The organism is Vandammella animalimorsus (assembly GCF_002288875.1).
Taxonomy (GTDB): Bacteria; Pseudomonadota; Gammaproteobacteria; order Burkholderiales; family Burkholderiaceae_C; genus Lampropedia; species Lampropedia animalimorsus.
Genome location: NZ_NTBH01000001.1, coordinates 97,749 through 120,319 on the forward strand (window position 1 = coordinate 97,749; position 22,571 = coordinate 120,319).

Sequence of the window (22,571 nt, forward strand, 5' to 3'; positions counted from 1 at the left end):
AAAAGCGGCTAGTATGCCCCACGGATGTTGCGCACAAACCCAGCGTGGCTTTCAATGCCGCTGGTCCTGCTGCCCGGGTGTGGCCAGCGGAGTGAATAGCTGGGCGGTGTCCACAGCGTCAAAACGGTATTGCGCGCCGCAGAATTCGCAACCGATCTCCAGCGGCTGGCCTGGCTGCTCCTGCTGCATGGCTTGTACTTCGGCCTGCCCCAGCGATTGCAGCATGGCGGCTACGCGCTCACGACTGCATTGGCAGCCAAAGTGCGGCGCGAGGCCGGCAGTGTCCAGCGGCTGCAGCTGCTCTTGCCAGAACAAGCGGCGCAGGATGGTGGCGCTGTCCAGCGTCAGCAATTCCTCGCGCGTGAGGCTGCGCGCCAGCGTGGCAATGCGGTTGAAGTGCTCGTTCTGGCCTTGCGCGTCTTCGTCGTCGGTGTTTTGCAGTGCGCCGCCCAGGTTGGCCTGGCCCTTGACGGGGATGCGTTGCAGCAGCAGCCCGGCGGCCACGCGCTGATCGGCGGCCAGCAACAGCACGGTATCGAGCTGTTCGGACTGCTGCATGTACTGCTCCAGCGTGGCCGCCAGCGAGGGCAGGGTCTGGCCCTGAGCGTCTGTCAACGAGACGATGCCCTGGTAAGGCCGGTAGCCGGGCTGCTTGTGCTCGGCATCGAGGGTAATGGCGCAACGGCCTTGGCCGTGCGCATTGCACAGCGCCTGCAGATCGGGGCTTGGCAGGGCCTGCAACGCGGCAGCGGCATCGGGGGCCAGCTGGGCCGTGGCGCGCAGCCGCAGGTTGGATTTGACCTCGGCCACGGCCAGGCGCAGCGGGCCATCGCCCTGGATTTGCAGCACCAGCGCACCGTCAAATTGGATGTTGGCTTGCATCAACAGGGCTGCGGCGCTCATCTCACCCAATAGCTGGGCCACACATTCGGGGTAGGGCCCGGTTTCGGTGTTGGCGGCGCGGCGCGCCAGCATCTCCTGCCAGGGGGCGTCGAGACGCACGATGGAGCCGCGCACGGGCAGGCCTTCAAAGAGGAATTTCTGGATTTCGGACATGGGGCGGACAGATAGGGCAGGGCGCGGCAGCGCCTGGGCGAACGAATGCCGCACAGATGGTGTTGGGCCAGCTGTTTTCAAGGATGCCACGCAAGTGTTGCGTGGGCATTGGCTGGGCTTTGGCGCCTGGCCTCAATCCACGCGTTTGAGGCCTTGGGCAAAGCGCTGTGCGTTGTCGCGGTAGTGGCGCGCGCTGCGGCGCAGGCCTTCGATCTCCTGCGGCGTGAGCATGCGCACCACCTTGGCCGGGCTGCCCAGGATCATGCAGCCGTCGGGAAACTCCTTGTTCTCGGTGACCAGCGCGCGCGCGCCGACCAGGCAATTCTTGCCAATCTTGGCGCCGTTGAGTACCACGGCGCCGATGCCGATGAGCGATTCGTCCCCGATCGTGCAGCCGTGCAGCATGACCTGGTGGCCGATGGTCACGTCACGGCCAATGTCCAGCGGCTTGTCTGGATCGACGTGCAGCACGCTGCCGTCCTGCACGTTGCTGCCCGCGCCGACGCGGATGTGATCGCCATCGCCACGGATCACGGCGTCGAACCAGACGCTGCTGTGCGCCTCCAGCGTGACATGGCCCAGCACCGTGGCCGAGTCGGCCACCCAGCTGCCGGGCTCCAGGGTGGGGCGGATGCCGTCGAGTTCATACAGGGCCATGGGTTTCTCCTCCTGTGGTGGGGGTAGCAGTGGGGCTGGAGACTGCCCTGCGTGGGCAGCGTTTGCTTGCATGAGTCTGCGATTGTAGGGAGCCTGCACAGCCTGCCGCCGTCCAGAACATCGCCCAGAACGCCGCCTACAATCGCCGCCCATGATCCAGGCCTGCCAGACCCCCACTGCTACCGAAGCGGCCTGCCTGCGCCAGCGGGCGCGGCAGCTGCTGCAGTGGCAAGACCCCACCGCCAAGGCCGAGGCCGTGCTGCAGCTGCACGCCAGCCAGGCCCAGATGGAGCTGGACGTGCGGCAGGCCCTGGCCGCGCCCGAGCCCGATGAGCCGGGCATGCCGCCTGGCCTGCGGCTGGCGCCGCACACCGAGGTGGCGCGGCGTTCGCCAGCCACATTGCAAGGGCGTGCGGTGCTGGTGCACGCCATCGTGCACATTGAGTACAACGCCATCCACCTGGCGCTCGACGCCGTGTGGCGCTTTGCCGGCATGCCCGCTTCGTACTACGGCGATTGGCTGAAGATCGCCGCCGAGGAGGCGCGCCACTTCCAGCTGCTGCGCGCGCAGCTGCAGGCCATGGGTTTTGACTATGGCGACTTCCCCGCGCACCAAGGGCTGTGGGCCATGTGCAGCAAGACCCGGCACGACATCCTGGCGCGCATGGCGCTGGTGCCGCGCACGCTGGAGGCGCGCGGCCTGGACGCCACGCCCTTGATCCAGCACAAGCTGCGCCAGGTCGATACCGAGGACGCGCACGCCATCTGCGCCGTGCTCGACATCATCCTGCGAGAGGAAGTGGGCCATGTGGCCATCGGCAATTACTGGTACCGCTGGCTGTGCCACCAGCGCGGCCTGGACGCAGTGGCCCTGTACCCGCAGCTGGTGGCGCAGTATGAGGCGCCGCGGCCCAAGCCGCCGCTGAACCTGGACGCGCGCCGCGCGGCAGGTTTCACCGAGCAGGAGCTCGAATATCTGCAATGGGGCAGTGAAAACCCGCCGGATGGGGCGGGTTGATGCAGTGGGACTGCTTTGAACTCTTGCCATCAAGCGGTTTGAGCTGATTGGCGGCATTTGCAAATGCCCCGCCACGGTGCTCTTGGCAGTGCTTTGTCTCAGACCGGCAGCCAGAGCTGGGCCTGAAGGCCGCCCAGTGTGAGGCTGGGGCTGAGCTGCAGCTGGCCGCCCCAACTGTGGGCAATGTCGGCCACGATGGACAGGCCCAGGCCGCTGCCAGGCGTGCTTTGGTCAAAGCGCTGGCCGCGCTGACCGGCGTGCTGCAAATCCTCGGCGGCGATGCCGGGGCCGTCGTCGGCAATGCAGATGCACAGCGCCGCGCGGGGCCGAGCGGAGGCCTTGGCCGGGGCGCTTGCCTGCAGCTGGATGTGCACGCGGCGGCTGGCCCATTTGCTGGCGTTGTCCAGCAGGTTGCCCAGCATTTCTTCCAGATCGGCGCGGTCGCCGCGCCAGTGCAGGGCCTGGGCGCTGGGGCCCGCGTCAAGCTGCCAGTGCAGGCCTCTTTCCGGGCGGATGTGTTGCATCAGTTGCATCAGCTGTTGCAGCACCTCATACACAGGCACAGCCTGGCGGTTGGCACTGGCAGCATGCTCGTCGCCGCTGCTGCTGGTGCGGCTGAGGTGGCGCTCGATCAGGCCGTTCATGCTCTGCACTTGGGCCAGCACCAGGGGGCTGGGCACTTGCGGGGTTTGGCTGGCCTGCGCGCTCAGCCGCGCCAGCGGGGTCTTGAGCGCATGGCTGAGGTCGGCGGCATGGGCGCGGCCACGCGCCAGCATGCGCGTGTTGCGTTCGAGCAGGGCGTCGATCTCATGGGCCAGCGGATCCAGGTCAGGGCCATAGCCGCTGCCCAGCGCTGTGTGCCCAGTGTCGCCTCTGGGCATGGAGTCTGTGGGGGCGGCGCCGTGCATGCCGGCCAGACGTCGCTGCAGGCGCGCCAGCGGCCGCAGGCCCCAGCGCACTTGCAGCACAGTGGTCAGCGCCGCTCCGATGAACAGCGCGCCCAAACCCATGAAGAGGATGCGCTGGATGCGTGCCAGGGCCTGGTCGGTCTCCTCGGCCAGCACGTACACCCGCAGCGTGGCTTGCTGGCCATCTTGCTCGATGGGGCGTTCCAGGCCGAGCAGCGCGCGGCCGCGCGGGTCGCGGTTGCGCAGCAGGCCGCTGCGGTCAGCAGGGGCTTGGGGGTGCAGGCTGGCATCCCACAGCGAGCGCGAATACAGAGTTTGGCCCGGTGCCTGCAAGACCCAGTAGGCGCCAGAGAAAATTTGATTGAAGGCCCCGCCCGGGGTGCTTTCGCTGTAGCGCCACTGGCCGTTTGCAGCCAAGCTGACATGGGCCTGGATGCGGTCGGCGCTGTCGCCCAGGCGCTGGGCCAGGCCAGTGTGCAGGCTGTCGCGCATGCTCGCTTGCAGCAGCGCGCCCAGCAGCAGCAGCGCCGCCAGGCTGGGCAGCAGGCCCAGGGCCAGTAGGCGGGCCGTCAGCCCCAGGCGCTGCATCATGCCTGGCGGCTTTCCTTGGGGGAGTTGGCGTTGTCCGCTTGCTGCGGATCGACGAGCCGAAAGCCCAGGCCGCGTTGGGTTTCGATGCGGGCTGCGCCAATCTTTCGGCGGATGCGGCCGATGAGTACGTCCAGCGAGTTGGAGTCCGGGTCCAGATCGCGCGAGTACACGTGCTCGCCGATCTCCGTGCGCGTGACGGTGGCGCCTGGGCGGTGCATCAGATAGGCCAGGATTTTGAGCTCCTGCGCCGTCAGGGCGATGTGTTGGCCGTCCACGTACACGCGCTGCGTCACGGAGTCGTACTCCAGCCCGCCCGAGCGCAGCACGGTATCGCCGCCTTGGCCGTTCTGGCTGGACAGCGGCTGGCTGCGGCGCAGCAGGGCGCGCAGGCGCAGCACGACTTCTTCCTGCATGAAGGGCTTGGTCAGGTAATCGTCGGCGCCGGCCTGGAAGCCGGCGAGCTTGTCGCTCCAGCGGCTGCGCCCGGTGAGGATCAGCACCGGCATGTGGCAGCCGCTTTCGCGCCAGTGCCGCAGTACGGAGATGCCGTCCAGCCCAGGCAGGCCCAGGTCGAGCACTGCGGCGTCATAGCTCTCGGTCTCGGCCAGAAAGACGGCCTCTTGGCCATCGGCCGTGTGTTCAGCAACAAAGCCAGCTTGTGTGAGCACTCGCTGGAGCTGACTGGCCAGGGTGGCATCGTCTTCGACGATCAGGATGCGCATGCGGTGATGGAATGGGGTGGGGCTGCGTGATGGGGATGGTCGGCAGCATGGCCAGAAACTGTGAATGCACAAGGCTGTGCCGCGCGCGCTCAAGCCGGGCGCGGCAATGGCGGCAACGGCGACAATGGGCAAATCACTCTTTGCGCTTTTGGCGCAGCACGGCGGCATTGTGCGGATCCACGTGCAGTTCCATGGTGCCGCCTTGTTGCAGCCGGATGTCGATTTCATAGTACCAAGTATCGCCGCTGTGCGAGCGCTCGCGCTCGAGTTCGACTTCCATGACCGTGCCTGGAAATTGATCGAGCAGCCGCTCCAGAATCTGCTCCAGCGGCAGCATCTGGCCGGCGGCCTGGCCTGGATTGGGCGCGCCGCGCAAGATAGCGCCACTGCGCGCATCGACGACCAGCGCCTGTTGCTGGCCGTCCGGCTGCAGCAGCTTGAGCTCGTACACCGCCTGCTGCTGTTGCGAGGCTTGCAGCTCCGCTTCGACGACTTGGCCCGGGTGCTGCTGCGCCAGCTGGCGCAGGATGCTTGGCAGTGGCATCAGCCCCGACTGGGCCACGGGGGTGTCGTCCAGTTCCACGAGCTGGCCGGTTTCGGCCTGGAGCTTGATTTCGCGCTTGCGGTTGTTGTGGTCGAGCACTTCAATCTCATAGACCGGGCCGTAGACGCGGCTGGTTTCCATCTCCACCTCCAGCACGCGGCCGGGGATGTGCTGCTCGGCAATGCGCAGGATGTCGGCCAACGGCTTGTAGCGCCCGCTGGAGACAGCCTCGCGCACGCTGCGCTGCTGATCGGTTTGTGCAGCGACCGGGCTCAGCGCGGCACAGGCCAGCGCACAGGCCAGCGAGGTTGCGCGCAGCCAGGGCATGGCAAAGCCCCCGGCAGGCTCTGGCTGGGCAGCGCGCGCGGGGGCGAAAGAGGGGCAAGGCAGGCGGCGGGCAAGCATGGGCGGCAATGGTGGGGGCGGCAGTCTAAACCAATGATGAATCTTGGCTTCAGGCGGTGTTTAGGCAGGGCTTTTCACAATCTTGCCCATGCCCATCACAAGGCTGCCCTCACACTTGAAAGAAAGGAAACCCGTATGAACACCGCATTCCCCTTTGCCCTGAACGCTGTACGCGCCCGCCGGGCGGGCGCTGGCGCCGCCGCTTTGCTGGCCGCGGCGCTGTTGGCCAGCCCTGTGCAGGCTGCCGGCAATGCCTCGCAGGCAGTGCAGGCCATGACAGACCAGGGTTATGTGGCCATCCATGATCTGGAATTCAAGCACCAGCACTGGACGGCCGAAGCCACGACCCAAGGCGGCACCCGCGTGCAGTTGTTGCTCGATGGCGCTGGCCGCGTGGCCGAAGTGGGCAACCCCGCCAGCCAGGCCCAGATTGCTTCGGTGCAGGATGTGCTGCAACGCTTGCACAGCCTGGGTTACCAGCATGTGCGCGATGTGGAAATGGACGACGGCTTCTGGACTGCCGATGCCATCAACCGCCGTGGGGTGTCTGTGGATCTGACATTGCATCCGGTGACGTTGGAGCTGCTCAGTGAAGTGGGCGATGACGACCGCCACCGCCCGCCAGTCGCACCACAAGTGCAGCAGCCAGCCTGGGGCCCGCAAGGCGTGCTGCCGGCCAGTGAGGTGATTGCGCGCCTGCAGCGTGCAGGCTACCGCCACATCCACGATCTGGATTTCGACGACGGCTATTGGGAGGCCGAAGCCATCAACCCGGCCGGGCTGCGGGTCGATCTGCGCCTGGATCCGCGCACTGGCGCCGTGCTGCGTGAAAAGCGCGACGACTGATTGCGAGACTGATCGGCGATGGCGCTGCCGCTCCGGATGGCCTGCAGGCTGAGCGGGGCGGCCGATCGTTTTGACATCGCTACTTGCTACAAGCCCCCTTGCAGGGGGCTTTGGCTTGTCTGGGTGCAGGCAACAGCGACGGTTTACCAGGATTTTCTTAACGGTTAACTCCAGATGTTTGGATGGTTAACCTTTCTACAATGCCAGCCTGTCAAGGCTTGGATGGAGTGAAACGCCATGGGAACGACGCTGGGCATCAAGGTCGATGAAAGCATTCGTGAGCGCCTGCGCCAGGCGGCGCAGCAGCTGGGTTGCTCGCCGCATTGGTTGCACAAGCAGGCGCTGCTGGCTTATATCGAAGCCATCGAAAAAGGCGTGCTGCCGCCGGAGCTGGCGTATTGGCAGCAGCAGGGCCAGGGCGCGGCACAGCCCAGTGGCGATGCCGATGCGGCGGCCTTGCCGGCCTTGGTGGAGAGCAGCGCGCCCTTTCTGGCTCTGGCGCAGGATGTGCAGCCGCAATCGGTGCTGCGCGCGGCCATCACGGCCGCCTACCGCCGCCCCGAGACCGAGTGCCTGCCGGTGCTGATCGAGGCCGCGCGCGCCCAGCAACCCGAGCAGGTGCGCGCGCTGGCCATGCGCCTGGTGCAGGCGCTGCGCGCCAAGCGCCTCAAGCGCAGCGGCGGTGTCGAGGCGCTGGTGCAGGAGTATTCGCTCTCCAGCCAGGAGGGGGTGGCGCTGATGTGCCTGGCCGAGGCGCTGCTGCGCATCCCCGACCGGGCCACGCGCGATGCGCTGATCCGCGACAAGATCAGCCAGGGCGACTGGAAGGTCCATGCCGATTCGCCCTCGATGTTCGTCAATGCCGCTACCTGGGGGCTGATGATCACCGGCAAGCTGGTGGCCGTGCACAGCGAGCGCAGCCTGGGCGCGGCGCTCACGCGCCTGATCGCCAAAGGCGGCGAGCCGCTGATCCGCCAGGGCGTGAACACGGCCATGCGCATGATGGGCGAGCAGTTCGTCACCGGCCAGACCATTGCCGCAGCGCTGGCCAACAGCCGCAAGTGGGAGGAAAAAGGCTTTCGCTACTCCTACGACATGCTGGGCGAGGCCGCGGCCACCGAGGCCGATGCGCTGCGCTACCTGCAGTCCTACGAGCAGGCCATCCACGCCATCGGCAAGGCCGCGCAGGGCCGGGGCATTTACGAGGGGCCAGGCATCTCGGTCAAGCTCTCGGCGCTGCACCCGCGCTACAGCCGCGCCCAGCGCGAGCGCGTCATGCAGCAGCTCTACCCGCGCCTGTTGGCGCTGGTGCAGTTGGCGCGGCAGTACGACGTGGGCCTGAACATCGACGCCGAGGAGGCCGACCGGCTGGAGCTTTCGCTGGATTTGCTGGAGCGCCTGTGCCTGGAGCCCAGCCTGGCGGGCTGGAATGGCATTGGCTTTGTCGTGCAGGCCTACCAGAAGCGCGCGCCCTTCGTGCTTGACTGGCTGATCGAGCTGGCGCGGCGCAGCCGCCGCCGGCTGATGGTGCGGCTGGTCAAGGGCGCCTACTGGGACAGCGAGATCAAGCGCGCCCAGCTCGACGGCCTGGAGGGCTACCCCGTCTACACCCGCAAGCTGCACACCGACGTGGCCTACCTGGCCTGCGCGCGCAAGCTGCTGGCCGCGCCCGATGCGGTGTACCCGCAGTTTGCCTCGCACAACGCGCAGACTCTGGCGAGCATCTACCACATGGCCGGGCAGAACTACTACCCCGGTCAGTACGAATTCCAGTGCCTGCACGGCATGGGCGAGGCGCTGTATGAAGAGGTGGTCGGCCCCGTGGCGCAGGGCAAGCTCGGGCGGCCCTGCCGCATCTACGCGCCGGTGGGTTCGCACGAAACCCTGCTGGCCTATCTGGTGCGGCGCTTGCTGGAAAACGGCGCCAACAGCTCTTTTGTGCATCAGATTGGCGACGAGTCCATCCCCATCGAGCAGTTGGTGGCCGACCCCGTACAGGCCGCGCTGCAGCTGCAGCCGCTGGGCCGCCCGCACGAGCGCATCGCGCTGCCGGTGGATTTGTACCAGCGCCAGGGGCGGCGCAACTCCATGGGCCTGGACTTGAGCAACGAGCAGCGCCTGGGTTCGCTCTCGGCCGCGCTGCTGGTCAGCGCCGAGCAGCGCTGGCTGGCGCAGCCGGCCGGCTCCGCTGGCGACGAGGCCCAGGATGGCCAGGACGGCACGGCCCTGCAGGAGGTGCGCAACCCGGCCGACCGTTTCGACCTCGTCGGCCACGTGCGCATGGCCACGCCCGAGCAGGCCCAGCAGGCCGTGGCGCGCGCCGTGGCCGCCACGCCGATCTGGCAGGCCACGCCCGTGGCCGAGCGCGCCCAGGCCCTGCTGCGCGCGGCGCAATGGCTGGAAGACCAGCTGCAGCCGCTGATGGGCCTGCTGGTGCGCGAGGCCGGCAAATCCCTGCCCAACGCCATCGCCGAGGTGCGCGAGGCCGTGGACTTTCTGCGCTACTACGCGCGCCAGGCCGAAGAGGGCTGGCAGCTGGGGCTGCAGCCGCCGCCCCCGTCAGCCCAGGGCGGCGCACCCGATGCAGCCAGCGCGCCCGGCACAGCTGGGGCGCTTGGGGCGTCTGACACACCGGCGCTGCCGCCCGCGCAGCCGCTGCAGGGCGCGCCGCTGGGGCCAGTGCTGTGCATCAGCCCGTGGAACTTCCCGCTGGCCATCTTCGTTGGCCAGATTGCCGCGGCGCTGGCTGCGGGCAACGTCGTGCTGGCCAAACCGGCCGAGCAAACCTGCCTGATCGCCGCCCAGGCCGTGGCCTTGCTGCACCGCGCCGGCGTGCCCGCCGACGCCCTGCAGCTGCTGCCCGGGCCGGGCGAGACCGTGGGCGCGGCGCTGGTGGCGCACCCTGAGGTCAAGGCCGTGGTGTTCACCGGCTCCACCGCCGTGGCCCAGACCATCCAGCGCAGCCTGGCCGCGCGGCTGGACGAGCACGGCAAGCCCATCCCCCTCATTGCCGAGACCGGCGGCATCAATGCCATGGTGGTCGACTCCTCGGCGCTGGCCGAGCAGGTCGTGGCCGACGTGCTCAGCTCGGCCTTCGACTCGGCCGGGCAGCGCTGCTCGGCGCTGCGCCTGCTGTGCGTGCAGGAGGACTGCGCCGAGCGCCTGCTGCAGATGCTGCGCGGCGCCATGCAGGAGCTGCGCGTGGGCCGGCCCGATCAGCTCAATACCGACGTCGGCCCGGTGATCGACGCCCAGGCCCAGGCCGAGATCGAGCAGTACGTGGCGCAGATGCGCGAGGCCGGTTTTGGCGTGCAGCGCCTGCAGCTCGATGCCGTGTGCCGCCAGGGCACTTTCGTGGCCCCCACGCTGATCGAGGTGCAGCGCGTGGCCGACGTACAGCGCGAAGTGTTCGGTCCCGTGCTGCACGTGCTGCGCTACCCGCGCAGCGGCTTCGATGCGCTGCTTGCGCAAATCAATGCGCTGGGCTTTGGCCTGACCTTTGGCGTGCACACTCGGCTGGACGAAACCATCGCCCAGGTCAGCGCGCGCATCCAGGCCGGTAACCTGTACGTCAACCGCAACATCGTTGGCGCGGTGGTCGGCGTGCAGCCCTTTGGCGGCGAGGGCCTCTCGGGCACCGGCCCCAAGGCCGGCGGGCCGCTGTACCTGCCTCGCCTGGTGCGCGGGCCGCAGCCTGGCGCGCAAGTGCTGCGCCCCGGCGCAGAGTGGACGCTGCAAGGCCCCACTGGCGAACTCAACCGCTACCGCTTGCTGCCGCGCGGCCAGGTCTGGTGCCTGCCGCGCAGCCTGCTGGGCTTGCAGTGCCAGTGGCTGGCCTGCGCGCAATCGGGCAATGGCATGGTGCTGGCCGACACCCAGGCACTGCGCGAGCTGTATGCGCAATGGCTGCAAGGGATGGCGCAAGAGGCGCCGCCTGATCACGCCGCGCAGGACGTGGCGCTGCACTGGTGCCGCCCCGAGGAGATCGCCGCGCTGCCGCTGCAGGCTGCGCTGTTCGAGGGCGATGCCGACGAGCTGCTGGCCTTCCAAACTGAAGCCGCCCAGCGCAGCGGCCCGCTGCTGGCAGTGCAGGGCCTGAGCGCTGAAGAACTGGCCCAGGGCGTGCACTACCGCCACGAGCGCCTGCTGCGCGAAGTGGCCATCAGCATCAACACGGCCGCCGCTGGCGGCAATGCCAGCCTGATGAGCATCGACGCGCCATCAGGGCATGGCTGAGGGCCTGATCAAAATTTCGGTGTGAGTGGTATACGGCGTGTGGGCATGGGCTGCAAGGTGCAAAAGCAGCCCTGGTCCATCCTACTTTTTGAATTACTTCGATAGAGATAAGCCCTGCGCCTCCTCCTCCAGGCGGCGCAGCCTGGCCGTCATGGCATCGGCCTTTTTTTGGCATTGTTGGGTGATCTCATGCATTTTTCTGGCATTCAATATGGCGACATTTTTCATGTAATAGATTTTGCTGCTCTCTAGATTGGAAATGGCTTGATTGCATTTCTCGCTGTTTGCAGCGATCTTTCTTTTGAGGTTGGGAATCAGGTGATTTTCCAAATCATGCAGCCGCCGCTTGTTTTGGCTGGCGCGGATTTGCTGACGTAGCTTCTCGGCTTGGGTTGTTTGTGGCTGGACACCTTGACCATCTGATGGATGCTGCGATGGGCTGGTCGAGGTAATCGCTATTTTTTGTGAGTTTTCCCCGCAGGGAATCTGGCTGTAGGTATTGCCGCATTTGTAAACTTGTGCGCCTGCAGCTTCAGCGAGAGCAATCAGCAATGCGCTGGTCAAGAAATCTTTGTGGCAAAAATTCAATGAAGGCATTTTGATTTCTCGAGAATCCTCTTGTTTTGGATGTTGAAAAATTCTGTTTTATGATGAATGCTTGTAAAAATGCAGGCAGCAAGAGGCAAGAAGGCAGCCCTATGCCGCCGACTTCTTGGAAATTATTTTGATAAGGACAAGCTCTGCGCCTCTTCCTCCAGGCGGCGCAGCTTGGCCGTCATGGCATCGGCCTTCTTTTGGCATTGATTGAGCATTTCTTCCATTTCTTTTTTGTTTTGCTTGGCCACATTTTTCAGCCAATAGATTTTGCTTCTGTCCCGATCAGAAATGGATTTTTCGCACGCCTCGGTGTCTGCGGCGATTTTTCGTCTCAGGTTGGGAATTAGATGATTTTGCAAGTCATGCAGCCGCCGTTTGTCTTGGCTGGCGCGGATTTGCTGGTGCAGCTTCTCGGTTCGGCTCATTGGCGTGTAGGAATCTTGGTGGTCCGTCTGTTGCGGCGATTGGTAGGCCGGAGTCACCACGATTTTTTCTGCATTGTGGCCGCAAGGGGTCTGGCTGTAGGTGTTGCCGCATTTGTACACTTGTACTTGCGCGATCGTCACTCCAGCGAAAATGCTCAGGAATGCGCCTGCCAGAAATGGTTTGTGCAGAATATTGGATGAAGTCATCTTGAATCCATGGGAATATCAAAAGGTTTTCATTGGTTAAGAATTAATTTTATTGTTATGGTTTTTTATTTTGATTGGGCATTGAGGCAATGCTTTTGGAGCAATGCCGAACTGCCCCGAAGGGGCTGCTGCAAAGCGGCCTTTGGATTTTTCACCTTTTCGCAATACGCCGCAAGGCATTTGTGGCCATGCAGGGATTACGGCTGCCTCTGAAGGCCGGATGGCAGGGCGAGGGCATCCTCGCTTTCCCTATGAGCGTGACTTGGCTATGCCTGCGGCGCGCCCCGTCAAGGCCATAATCGCTTCCCTCATTGCCATGCCTGCGGCCATGCCCGTGGGCTTTTCACCTTGCATCAAAGGAGTCAACGACCATGAAGACGACATTCAAACTGCTGGCCACCAGCATGGCCGCAGCCTGCGCGCTGGCCGCCCCGGCCCAGGCCGAGACTGTGCGCCTGGGCTTTGCCGCGCCGCTGACGGGCCCACAGGCCCACTACGGTGAAGACATGCGCAATGGTTTGCAGCTGGCGCTGGAGGAGGCCAATGCGCAAGGCATCGAGCTCGATGGCTCCAAGGCCCAGTTCGAGCTGGTCTCCAAGGACGACCAGGCCGACCCGCGCACGGCCGTGCAGGTCGCCCAGCAAATCGTCGATGAGGGCGTGCAGGGCGTGCTGGGCCACTTCAACTCGGGCACGACCATCCCGGCCTCGCGCATCTACAACGACGCGGGCCTGCCGCAGATTGCCATGGCGACCTCGCCCGAGTACACCCAGCAGGGCTACGACACGACCTTCCGCATGATGACCAGCGATACGCAGCAGGGCGCGGCCGTGGGCGTGTTCATGGTCAAGGATCTGGGCGCCAAGAACATTGCCCTGATCGACGACCGCACCGCCTATGGCCAGGGCCTGACCGACCAGGTGGCCAAGGCTGTGCAGCGCGCCGGTGGCACCATCGTGGCGCGTGAGTACACCACCGACAAGGCCAGCGATTTCACCGCCATCCTGACCAACATCAAGGCCAAGAACGCCGATGCGATCTTCTTCGGCGGGCTGGATGCGCAATCGGGCCCGATGCGCCGCCAGATGGCCACGCTGGAGATCAAGGCCCCGCTGGTTTCGGGCGAGATGACGCGCAGCGACACCTTCCTGCGCCTGGCTGGCGACACGGCCAACGGCACCTATGCCTCGCTGGCGGGCGTGCCCATCGACAGCATGGCCCAGGGCGGCAAGTTCGCTGAGGCCTACAAGAAGCGCTTCAACAAGGAGCCGGGCGTGTACTCGCCCTATGCCTACGACGGCGCCTGGAACATGATCAGCGCCATGCAGCAAGCAGGCTCGGCCAAGCCCGAGAAGTACCTGAGCAAGCTCGCAGGCCTCAAGCGCAGCGGCGCGACCAGCGAAAACATTGCCTACGACGAGCGCGGCGACCTCAACGAGGTGTCGGTGACCATCTACCAGGTCAAGGACGGCAAGTGGGAAATGGTCAAGACCATGGTGGATTCGGCCAAATAAGCCCGCCGCCGCATTGATCTTGCTGCACGAAGCTGCCCGCTGCCGCTGCGCACTTTGCGTGGCGGCAGCGGGCAGCTCTGATGGATGGGCTCGCCCTGGCGGCGCTTTTCTTTCGTCTTTTTTCTTCTCGTCGTTTTCTTCCGCTGTGGCCGTCTGCGGCCCCGGGGCCTGGAGCGCTCCCGCATGGATACCTTTTTGCAACAAATCATCAACGGGCTGACGGTCGGCAGCGTCTATGCGCTGGTGGCGCTGGGCTACACCATGGTGTACGGCATCATCGGCCTGATCAACTTCGCGCATGGCGATGTGGTCATGGTGGGCGCCATGGTGGCCACCAGCGTGGTGCTGGCGCTGGCCGGCGGCGGCGCGGCCTGGCCGGCGCTGGCGCTGCTGGGCCTGGCGCTGCTGGCGGCCATCCCGGTGTGCATGGCCATCGGCTGGACGGCCGAGCGCTACGCCTACCGCCCGCTGCGCCGCGCGCCACGGCTGGCGGCGCTGATCACCGCCATTGGCGTGTCCATCATCATCCAGAACCTGGCAATGATGTTCTGGGGGCGCGGCTATCTGAACTTCCCGCACGTCATCGAGCCGGTGGTGCTGCAGCTGGGCCAGGCGCGCATCAGCCTGCTGCAGATCGGCATCATCGCCAGCGCCGCGCTCATCATGGGCGCGCTGCTGCTGCTGGTGCTCAAGACTCGGCTGGGCACGGCCATGCGCGCCACGGCGCAAAACCGCGAGGTGGCCGGGCTGATGGGCGTGAACATCAACACCGTGATCTCCGCTGCGTTCCTGATCGGCTCGGCCCTGGCGGCCGTGGCCGGCGTGATGATCACCGCCTACTACGGCGTGGCCCAGTACACCATGGGCTTCATGCTCGGCCTCAAGGCGTTCACGGCGGCGGTGCTCGGCGGCATCGGCAACCTGCCCGGGGCCATGCTCGGCGGGTTGCTGCTGGGCCTGATCGAGGCCCTGGGCGCGGGCTACATCGGCGATCTGACCGGCGGCGTGTTCGGCAGCCATTACCAGGACGTGTTCAGCTTCATCGTGCTGATCGCGGTATTGATTTTCCGCCCATCCGGTTTGCTGGGTGAGCGTGCAGGAGACCGGGCATGAGCGCTGTATCCACTTCCTCCCGACCCGAGCCCGGCGCGCCGCAGCGCCGGGCCATTCCGGCCCGCGTCTGGCTGGGCACGCTGCTCATCGGCGCGGTGCTGCTGGTGCTGCCCTTCGTGCTGGGCAGCGTGGCCGGCCAGGGCTGGGTGCGCATCCTGAACTTCGCGCTGCTGTACGTGATGCTGGCGCTGGGGCTGAACATCGTCGTGGGCTTTGCCGGGCTGCTCGACCTGGGCTACATCGCTTTCTATGCCGTGGGCGCCTACGTCTGGGCGATGCTGGCCTCGCCGCACTTTGGCCTGCATCTGCCGTTCTGGGTCGTGTTGCCGCTGGGCGTGATGCTGGCGGCGCTGGCGGGCATGCTACTGGGCTTTCCGGTGCTGGGCCTGCGCGGCGATTACCTGGCCATCGTCACGCTGGGCTTTGGCGAAATCATCCGCATCTTCATGAACAACCTGGATGCGCCGGTCAACATCACCAACGGCCCGCAGGGCATCAACCGCATCGACACCTTCCGCGTCGGCGACTTTGCCTTTGGCCGGGCCGAGACCATCCTGGGCTGGCGCATCACCGGGCCAGAGAAGTACTACTACCTGCTGATGGCGCTGGTGCTGCTGATCGTCTTCATTTGCGTGCGGTTGCAGAACTCGCGCATCGGCCGCGCCTGGGAGGCCGTGCGCGAGGATGAAGTGGCCGCCAAGGCCATGGGCATCAACACCCGCAACATCAAGCTGCTGGCCTTTGCCATGGGCGCATCTTTTGGCGGCGTGGCCGGCTGCCTGTTCGCCTCGATGCAGGGCTTCGTCAGCCCCGAGAGCTTCGGCTTGACCGAATCCATCGCCATCCTCTGCATGGTGGTGCTCGGCGGCATGGGCCACGTGCCCGGCGTGATCCTTGGCGCGCTGCTGCTGGCCGTGTTCCCGGAATTCCTGCGCGCCGTGGTCGAGCCGCTGCAGCACAGCCTGTTTGGCGCCGTGGTGATCGACCCGGACGCCATCCGCATGCTGCTCTTTGGCCTGGCGCTGGTGCTGGTGATGATCTTCCGCCCCGAAGGCTTGTGGCCCTCGGCCGTGCGCAAGCGTGAGCTGCACGCCAACCAGCAAAGGGGGGGCGGAGCATGATGCAGGCCACCACCACCGCAGCCAGAGCCAGCGCCAGCCCGGCGCGCCCGGCCATCGGCCAGCCGCTGCTCGTGGCCAAAGGCCTGAGCAAGCGCTTTGGCGGCCTGCAGGCGCTCGATGACGTGGGCTTCACCATCCGCCAGGGCGAGATCTTCGGCCTGATCGGCCCCAACGGCGCGGGCAAGACCACGCTGTTCAACGTCATGACCGCGCTGTACGTGCCCGAGGCGGGCAGCTGCCTGTTCCAGGGCGTGGACTTGACGCGGCTCAAGCCGCACCAGATCGCCCAGCAAGGCCTGGCGCGCACCTTCCAGAATATCCGGCTGTTCTCCAGCCTCAGTGCGTTGGAAAACGTCATGATCGGCCAGCACCTGCGCACCCGCGCCGGCGTGCTGGGCGCCATCCTGCGCGGGCCGCGCACCCGCGCCGAGGAAGCGCGCATCGAAGCGCGCGCGCTGCAGCTGCTGGACTATGTGGGCATCGCCCACTGCGCCAACGAAGTGGCCGCCTCGCTCTCATATGGCGACCAGCGCCGCCTGGAGATCGCCCGCGCGCTGGCCACCGAGCCCAAGCTGCTGGCGCTGGACGAGCCGGCCGCCGGCATGAACCCGTCGGAAACCCTGGTGCTGCGCGCGCTGATCGAGAAAATCCGCGCCAGTGGCATCACCGTGCTGCTCATTGAACACGACATGAAACTCGTCATGAACCTGTGCGACCAGGTGCTGGTGCTGGAATACGGCAAAGTGCTGGCCCAAGGCGAGCCCCAGACCGTGCAGCGCAACCCGGCCGTCATCGAAGCCTACCTGGGCAAGGGCGCGGCGCAGGAGCTGGGCCTGCTGCCCGCCAGCGACGCTGCCGCCGCAGCAGAGGAGGGCGCGCGCCATGGCTGACACCATTACCGCAACCGCGGCGGCGGCAACCGCCAATGCTGGGCAGCAGCCCATGCTGGAAATCTCCGGCCTGGACGTGGCCTACGGTGGCATCCGTGCAGTGCGCCAGCTCGATCTGCACGTGCACCAAGGCGAGCTGGTGGCCCTCATCGGCGCCAACGGCGCGGGCAAAAGCACCACGCTGCGCGCCATCTGCGGCCTGGTGCCCGCCGCCAGCGGCGACATCCGCTACCTGGGCCAAAGCCTGCTTGGCAAACCCAGCTACACCCTGGTGCGCCAGGGCCTGGTGATGGTGCCCGAGGGGCGCGGCATCTTCCCTCAGCTGACCATCGAGGAAAACCTGCTCATGGGCGCCTACAGCCGCCGCGACCAGGCCGCCATCGCGCAGGACACTGAGCACGTCTATGCCATGTTTCCGCGCCTGGCCGAGCGCCGCCGCCAGACGGCCGGCACCCTCTCGGGCGGCGAGCAGCAAATGCTGGCCATGGGCCGGGCCATGCTCGCCAAGCCCCGGCTGCTGCTGTTGGACGAGCCCACCATGGGCCTGGCGCCCATCATGGTCGAGAAAATCTTCGAAGTCGTGCGCGGCATCGCCCAATCGGGCGTGACCATCTTGCTCATCGAGCAAAACGCCAAACTGGCGCTGCAGCTGAGCCAGCGCGGCTACGTCATGGAATCGGGCCAGGTCATCCTGCAAGGCCCAGCCGCGCAACTGCTGCACGACCCCAAAGTGCGCGCGGCCTACCTGGGCGAATGAGGCCACCTGCCCTGGCGGCGCTGGTTGCAGGCAGGCCGCCCATTGGCGGCAGGCCTGCTGCCTGATCGATCGCGTCTCAAAACCGCTTCAGCATCTTGGCGCGGGGGAGGGAAAGAATCGATTGGGGATGGGCCGCAGACTGCCGGCAAGCCATCGAAGCGGGCCATCACATTGGAGCCTTCAAGCAAATGAAGCATGTCAGAAACCCCCATCACATCAGCATTCGCTGCGCACTGGCACCCAAGCACGCTTTGGCAGATGTGGCCACAGCCCTGTTAGAAAAATGGAGGCCTGAGCATCAATTCGTGGCCAAGGGTGGTTTTGATTACGAGCGCGGCGAAAAATGGGTTGAGACCTAAAAAGCGCCCATTCGAGATATTTATGCCAATCCAAATACCCGAAAGCTGTGCTTCATGGCGGCAGATTATTTGCCTCCAAAGCCACGCTGAAAGCCATTATTCTGGGTAGAGTGGAGCCCAATTAGAATATTGATTTTTATGGAACTAAAAATGAGGCCCCCATTTTTGATTCGCATGCAATGCGTCTTGTCGCCTCGGTACACTTTGGCCGAGGTGGCGACTGCGCTGATTGAGCAGTGGATGCCTGCACACAACTTGAAGGCCAATGGAAAATTGGAGTACGGCAAAACCGAAAAAGAAGGTCCGCCCACGCCGGACATATACACCAACCCCGCTTTAAGAGACTTGCTTTTCTCCTCACCAGATCAGTTCGGGAGAATTTTTCTGCTTACCTACGACGAGCAACGGCGTGGTGACAAGCAAAGAAATACCTTTGGTCACGCTCACTGCATCGCCCTTGATTTAACCGACTTTCTGGATGATCAAGCACTGTCTCGAGCGCAAACCAGTTTTGCAGCGGCCCACTCGCTGGTGGACTTTCTCTGTGACCACTTCGATGTGTTGGATCTGGTGATGGATCGGGGTCGTAACGGCTTTGCCCCCAGCCCGCCGCTGGCCTATATCGGCGATCTGATTCGCATCGTGCGCAAGAGCGAGGTGGAGACCGCTTACGAAGACCCATCGGTGTACTGGCAAGCCTGGTCCACGCAGCGTGATCTGGGGGACGGGCGGATGCTGGTGGGCCGCGCGCCCGCGATCATTGATGAGTTGGCCTTTAAGCAGGCAACATACCCTGCGCAATGGCAAATGGCGCGTGCAGCCAAGCCGAAGCTGACCACCTACGGCGCGCTGGCCAGTGGCATGACGGGTTTTTCTGTAAATCCCGAGGAGCAAGACTATTTCCAGCAAGGCCAAGGCATCATCCAGTCCATGCACTATCAGGCCGAAACACAGACGCTGGATGTGACCGCCTGGGCCGATCCCGGCGTTGACATTGCCCCGCGTGAAGTGGCGCAGATTTTGCACTGGCGCTTCAACAAGCAGTTGGATAAGGGCGAACCACTGAAGGAGGTGCGCTTTGTCTTTCTCAACCGCGAGCAGGCCGAGGCGCAAAAACGCGTGTTGCTGGACATGCGCTGTCGCGTCTTCCACATGGGCGCTACGCCCACCGATCTGGTGGAAGTAACGGACAGCCCAGGCGCATGAGGCAGATTCATGCGCTGAATGAGGCACAGAGGATGTGAGCTGGCGTTGCTTGACCAATATTTGCCCGACCGGATGGTTTGGGATGCCAAAGTTTGCGATTTCCATAAAAATACATTCGCATTTTTATAGGGGCCGGATGACAGACATCCTAAAGTTGAGGCTTTTTGCCGAGAAAAGCCTTGCATGCTGATAGGAAGCCGCTATTTTTGCTGCAGGATGGTGCAGCCTTGTTTGTCGATGAATGCGATTTTTCCATCGAGGGCGACTTTGGCGAGGCCGTCGCTGAAGCTAATGTCCCATTGTCCTTGGGGAAGGGTGTAACGCGGGGCAATGCTCTCGTTGCCTTCGGCGTCGATGAAGCCCCACAGGCCGTTTTTTCTCACGGCGGCCATGCCTTCGGAAAAATGGTTTACACCTCGCTCATAGAGCGCAGCAACGACGATGTTGCCGTTGTGGTCTTTGTAGCCGATTTTGCTGAAATCTTCGGTGTGAAATTTGTGCAGCGGGGTGTCGGGGCGGACGTCCCATCGTGGCAGCTCGGTTTCGCGCCCATGGTGGTCTAGCGCGAGATAGTCTTTACCATTTTTGCTGACTGGTAGCAGCCCGCTGAAATAGCGACGGGCATTTTGATAGCGCGGCTGCACGAGGATTTTTCCGTTGCTGTCGATAATGCCCCAGATTCCGTTGAGCTTGACGGCGGCCTTGCCTTCGGAAAAGCCTTGTGTTTCTTCGAATCGGGCAGGGATGGCGAGGCGGCCTTTGCGATTCACAAAGCCCCAGAGTCCATCTTTTTTGACAGCGAGCAGGCCGTTGTTGAAGCCGTGTAGGCCGGTTTGCGTATAGGCTGCATCGAGGGTTGCCGGTTCAGGGCAGGAGTCTGCTTTGGCAGGGAGAATGAGGGCGAGCGTCACAGCCGGAAGTATTTTGAGCATGGGGCTCTCCTTTTTCGTGTAGGGTGGGCAAAGCAGAATATTGCAGGTGTCGCTCCCAGAAAAGACAAACCCCGCCTAGAGGCGGGGTGTAAATGGTGCATGGACTGTTGTTCGAGTTATTGGGTTGCCGGCCACTGTTTGGAGGCGGCTCAGCGTGGCCCGGCAGCGCGATTGCCGGTGAGAGAAGGCAATCTCAGCGTTTGCGATCGCGCTCGTCGTCGGGCCAGATGCGGGTGCTTTTGGTGTTCATGTCTCTATCCTCAAAAAATCACAATGCATCCCTCAACGCCGCCCCGGCCAGGGCGTTGACAGGCCGCGCAAAAAAATCCGAAAAATTTCCCGCGCGGCACTTGAAGTGCTCTGAAGGGCTCAAGCGTCGGCGTCTTGCTGCAGGGCCTGCAGGGTTTCCGACAGGCTCAGCCATTGCTCCTCGGCATCGTCGATGGCACTTTGCAACTCCTTGATTTTCTTGCCGCTTTCGGCCCAGTCAGCCGGGCTGCTGTGTTCGCCCAGGCTGGCTTCGAGGGTGGTTTTCTGCGTCTGCCAGTCGCTGAGTTGCTGCTCGATGGTTTGCAGTTTCTTTTTCAGCGGCTGGGTTTTCGCGGCCAGCTGCTGGCGCTTTTGGGCGTCGAGGCGGCGCTGCTCGCGCTGGTTGGCTGGGGGAGGGGGGCTGGCGGCAGCTTGAGACTGGCCGGGGCGCTGGGCTTCGAGTTGGGCGCGCTGGGCCTTTTGCTGTTCGAGCACGTGCTGTTGGTAGTCCTCCAGGTCGCCGTCGAAGCTGCGCACGCTGCCCTGGCTGACCAGCCAGAACTGCTCGCAGACGCTGCGCAGCAGCGCGCGGTCGTGGCTGACCAGCATCAGCGTGCCTTCGAAGCTGTTGAGGGCCAGGCTCAGCGCCTCGCGCGTGCTCAGGTCCAGGTGGTTGGTGGGCTCGTCCAGCAGCAGCAGGCCCGGGCGCTGCCAGACGAGCATGGCCAGCACCAGGCGGGCTTTTTCGCCGCCGCTCATGGTGCCCACGGGCTGGGCGACCATGTCGCCGCTGAACTGGAAGCCGCCGAGGAAGTTGCGCAGATCCTGCTCGCGCGCGGGGTTGGGCGGCTGGGCGCCGTACTGACGCGCCAGGCGGATGAAGTGTTCCAACGGGCTGCTGCCAGCGTGCAGCACGTCCAGCTCCTGCTGGGCGAAGTAGCCGATGGCCAGGCCCTTGCCCTGGATGATCTCGCCTGACAGCAGCGGGATGTCGCCGACGATGGATTTGATCAGCGTGGACTTGCCCTGCCCGTTGGCGCCCAAGATGCCGATGCGCTGCCCGGCCTGCACCGAGAGCTTGACGCTGCGCAGGATGGTCTTGTGCTCGCTGCCGTCCTTGCTTTGGTAGCCCATGTCGGCCTGGCGCACGCTGAGCATGGGGTTGGGCAGGGCCAGCGGCTCCTTGAAGCTGAAGCTGAACTCGGCCTCGGCCAGCACGGGGGCGATGCGCTGCATGCGCTCAAGCGCCTTGACGCGGCTTTGCGCCTGGCGGGCCTTGGTGGCTTTGGCCTTGAAGCGGTCGATGAAGTGCTGCAGATGGGCGATTTGCTCTTGCTGGCGGGCAAAGGCTGCCTGCTGCTGCTCCAGCTTGAGGGCGCGCTGCTCCTCGAAGAAGCTGTAGTTGCCGCCATAGCGCGTCAGGCCCTGGTGCTCCAGGTGCAGCGTGACCTGGGTGGTGGCGTCGAGGAATTCGCGGTCGTGGCTGATGACCAGCAGCGTGCCGCTGTAGCGCGCCAGCCAGCCTTCGAGCCAGATCAGCGCGTCCAGGTCCAGGTGGTTGGTGGGCTCGTCCAGCAGCAGCAGGTCGCTGGGGCTCATCAGTGCGCGCGCCAGCTGCAGGCGCATGCGCCAGCCGCCGGAAAAGCTGTTGACTGGCCGTTCGAGCTCATCGGGCGCAAAGCCCAGGCCGAGGATCAGCGCCTGGGCGCGCGAACGCGCATCGTAGGCTCCGGCGTCGGCCAGCTCGGCGTGCAGCTGGGCCATGGCCAGGCCGTCGCCGGCGGCTTCGGCCTCTGCCAGCCGCGCCTGCAGGGCCTGCAGCTGCGCATCGCCACCGAGCACGAAATCGGTGGCGCTGGCGGCGGTTTCGGGCATGTCCTGCGCGACCTGCGCAATGCGCCAGCCCGCCGGCATGGAAAAGCTGCCGCCGTCCTCGTGCAGCTGGCCGGTGAGCAATGCAAACAGGGTGGATTTGCCCGCGCCGTTGCGCCCTACCAGCGCGGCTTTTTCCCCTGGCTGCAGGCTGACGCTGGCGCCATCGAGCAGGACTTTGCTGCCCCGGCGCAGCACGACATTCTTCAAGACGATCATGGTGCGAATTATGAAAGCTCTATGGGCATCGCAGCGGTACGCATCGGCGGATTCAGGTGCTCTGCTGCGTTGCTCGTCCTCGCAATGGCTGGGCCATTGCTGTGGTTGCGCGCCTTGCATCCCATTC

At 64.8% G+C, this 22,571-nt stretch carries 18 protein-coding genes; 9 read left to right on the plus strand and 9 right to left on the minus strand.

The annotated features are described in order from the left end of the window. Nucleotides 1-51 precede the first annotated feature (51 nt). Together hslO and CLI93_RS00425 are read right to left on the minus strand one after the other, a co-directional pair. Nucleotides 52-1,056: an Hsp33 family molecular chaperone HslO gene (hslO, locus tag CLI93_RS00420; RefSeq protein ID WP_095541889.1), complete on the minus strand. Its 1,005-nt coding sequence runs from the start codon at nt 1,054-1,056 to the stop codon at nt 52-54. Nucleotides 1,057-1,188: 132 nt separating this feature from the next. After that, nucleotides 1,189-1,713 carry a gamma carbonic anhydrase family protein gene (locus CLI93_RS00425; protein ID WP_095541890.1) on the minus strand — a complete coding sequence of 175 codons (525 nt, stop codon included), beginning with the start codon at nt 1,711-1,713 and terminating at the stop codon, nt 1,189-1,191. Between the two features lie 151 nt (nt 1,714-1,864). Here CLI93_RS00425 and CLI93_RS00430 point away from each other — a divergent pair, with 151 nt between their 5' ends. Then, the gene (locus CLI93_RS00430; protein ID WP_095541891.1) at nt 1,865-2,731 is read left to right on the plus strand and encodes a ferritin-like domain-containing protein; all 867 of its coding nucleotides are present in this window, start codon (nt 1,865-1,867) and stop codon (nt 2,729-2,731) included. Between the two features lie 98 nt (nt 2,732-2,829). On the opposite strand, the gene CLI93_RS00435 is transcribed toward CLI93_RS00430, so the two are convergent. The 3 genes from CLI93_RS00435 to CLI93_RS00445 form a co-directional block, all read right to left on the minus strand. After that, complete coding sequence (locus CLI93_RS00435) at nt 2,830-4,230, minus strand: sensor histidine kinase (RefSeq protein WP_095541892.1); 1,401 nt, start codon at nt 4,228-4,230, stop codon at nt 2,830-2,832. Further along, nucleotides 4,227-4,952, minus strand: a complete 726-nt coding sequence (locus tag CLI93_RS00440; RefSeq protein ID WP_095541893.1) for a response regulator transcription factor — start codon at nt 4,950-4,952, stop codon at nt 4,227-4,229. Before CLI93_RS00440 ends, CLI93_RS00435 begins: the two co-directional genes overlap by 4 nt. A 133-nt stretch (nt 4,953-5,085) precedes the next feature. Next, a complete protein-coding gene (locus CLI93_RS00445) occupies nt 5,086-5,901 on the minus strand; it encodes a PepSY domain-containing protein (RefSeq protein ID WP_095541894.1) in 816 nt (271 codons plus the stop codon). Nucleotides 5,902-6,036: 135 nt separating this feature from the next. Here CLI93_RS00445 and CLI93_RS00450 point away from each other — a divergent pair, with 135 nt between their 5' ends. Both CLI93_RS00450 and putA read left to right on the plus strand, forming a co-directional pair. Next, nucleotides 6,037-6,747, plus strand: coding sequence for a PepSY domain-containing protein (locus CLI93_RS00450; protein WP_172424234.1), 711 nt, complete (start codon nt 6,037-6,039; stop codon nt 6,745-6,747). A 237-nt stretch (nt 6,748-6,984) separates the two neighbouring features. Next, nucleotides 6,985-10,983, plus strand: coding sequence for a bifunctional proline dehydrogenase/L-glutamate gamma-semialdehyde dehydrogenase PutA (gene putA, locus CLI93_RS00455; RefSeq protein ID WP_095541896.1), 3,999 nt, complete (start codon nt 6,985-6,987; stop codon nt 10,981-10,983). A 93-nt stretch (nt 10,984-11,076) separates the two neighbouring features. Here putA and CLI93_RS00460 read toward each other — a convergent pair whose 3' ends face one another. Beyond that, nucleotides 11,077-11,580: a hypothetical protein gene (locus CLI93_RS00460; protein WP_143326347.1), complete on the minus strand. Its 504-nt coding sequence runs from the start codon at nt 11,578-11,580 to the stop codon at nt 11,077-11,079. A 122-nt stretch (nt 11,581-11,702) separates the two neighbouring features. Then, complete coding sequence (locus tag CLI93_RS00465; RefSeq protein ID WP_095541898.1) at nt 11,703-12,212, minus strand: hypothetical protein; 510 nt, start codon at nt 12,210-12,212, stop codon at nt 11,703-11,705. 371 nt (nt 12,213-12,583) lie between these two features. On the opposite strand from CLI93_RS00465, the gene CLI93_RS00475 reads away from it, so the two are divergent. The 6 genes from CLI93_RS00475 to CLI93_RS00500 all read left to right on the plus strand — a co-directional run bounded on the left by CLI93_RS00475 (nt 12,584) and on the right by CLI93_RS00500 (nt 19,172). Then, the gene (locus CLI93_RS00475) at nt 12,584-13,726 is read left to right on the plus strand and encodes a branched-chain amino acid ABC transporter substrate-binding protein (RefSeq protein ID WP_095541900.1); all 1,143 of its coding nucleotides are present in this window, start codon (nt 12,584-12,586) and stop codon (nt 13,724-13,726) included. A 183-nt stretch (nt 13,727-13,909) separates the two neighbouring features. Next, the gene (locus tag CLI93_RS00480; RefSeq protein ID WP_095538567.1) at nt 13,910-14,839 is read left to right on the plus strand and encodes a branched-chain amino acid ABC transporter permease; all 930 of its coding nucleotides are present in this window, start codon (nt 13,910-13,912) and stop codon (nt 14,837-14,839) included. Continuing rightward, a complete protein-coding gene (locus CLI93_RS00485; RefSeq protein WP_095538568.1) occupies nt 14,836-15,960 on the plus strand; it encodes an ABC transporter permease subunit in 1,125 nt (374 codons plus the stop codon). The genes CLI93_RS00480 and CLI93_RS00485 overlap by 4 nt, the downstream gene beginning before the upstream one ends. Beyond that, a complete protein-coding gene (locus CLI93_RS00490) occupies nt 15,957-16,850 on the plus strand; it encodes an ABC transporter ATP-binding protein (RefSeq protein WP_238945762.1) in 894 nt (297 codons plus the stop codon). Before CLI93_RS00485 ends, CLI93_RS00490 begins: the two co-directional genes overlap by 4 nt. Beyond that, complete coding sequence (locus tag CLI93_RS00495) at nt 16,843-17,607, plus strand: ABC transporter ATP-binding protein (RefSeq protein ID WP_095541901.1); 765 nt, start codon at nt 16,843-16,845, stop codon at nt 17,605-17,607. The genes CLI93_RS00490 and CLI93_RS00495 overlap by 8 nt, the downstream gene beginning before the upstream one ends. Before the next feature lie 599 nt (nt 17,608-18,206). Then, a complete protein-coding gene (locus CLI93_RS00500) occupies nt 18,207-19,172 on the plus strand; it encodes a hypothetical protein (protein ID WP_143326348.1) in 966 nt (321 codons plus the stop codon). Between the two features lie 200 nt (nt 19,173-19,372). On the opposite strand, the gene CLI93_RS00505 is transcribed toward CLI93_RS00500, so the two are convergent. Further along, nucleotides 19,373-20,104 carry a WG repeat-containing protein gene (locus CLI93_RS00505; RefSeq protein ID WP_095541903.1) on the minus strand — a complete coding sequence of 244 codons (732 nt, stop codon included), beginning with the start codon at nt 20,102-20,104 and terminating at the stop codon, nt 19,373-19,375. 369 nt (nt 20,105-20,473) lie between these two features. After that, nucleotides 20,474-22,444 carry an ABC-F family ATP-binding cassette domain-containing protein gene (locus CLI93_RS00510; protein ID WP_095541904.1) on the minus strand — a complete coding sequence of 657 codons (1,971 nt, stop codon included), beginning with the start codon at nt 22,442-22,444 and terminating at the stop codon, nt 20,474-20,476. Between the last annotated feature and the right edge of the window lie 127 nt (nt 22,445-22,571).